This window comes from Frankia sp. AgB32, from assembly GCF_023243045.1.
Lineage (GTDB): Bacteria > Actinomycetota > Actinomycetes > Frankiales > Frankiaceae > Frankia.
The window spans coordinates 1-369 of record NZ_JALKFX010000185.1 but is presented as its reverse complement, the minus strand read 5'-3'; the positions used below and the strand labels follow the sequence as shown (position 1 = coordinate 369).

Below are 369 nucleotides of genomic sequence, written 5' to 3'. Positions count from 1 at the left end.
ACCTGCGGCTGGCTCGGCCTGCTCGCCGCCTTCGACCGCCGCCGCGGCTGGACCGCTATCGGCATCAACTCCTGCGCCCACTGGCTGTCCTGGCGCTGCGGCCTGGGCCTGCGCGCCGCCCGCGAACACCTCGCCACCGCCCACGCACTGGAAGAACTCCCCCAGATCCGCGCCGCCTTCGCCGCCGGCGAACTCTCCTACTCCAAAGTCCGCGCCATCACCCGCACCGCCACCCCCGACACCGAACCCTTCTGGCTCAACCACGCCCACCACTGCACCGCCAGCCAACTCGACCGCCTCGTCGCCGCCGCCCACGCAATCACCACCGACCCTGCCACCCAACGCGACACCCGCCGCCTCACCCTCCGC

At 72.9% G+C, this 369-nt stretch carries 1 protein-coding gene; it reads left to right on the top strand.

Translation table 11 applies throughout. The annotated features are described in order from the left end of the window. A partial coding sequence (locus MXD60_RS26345) for a DUF222 domain-containing protein (RefSeq protein WP_248822400.1) occupies positions 1–369 on the top strand: 369 nt, incomplete at both ends.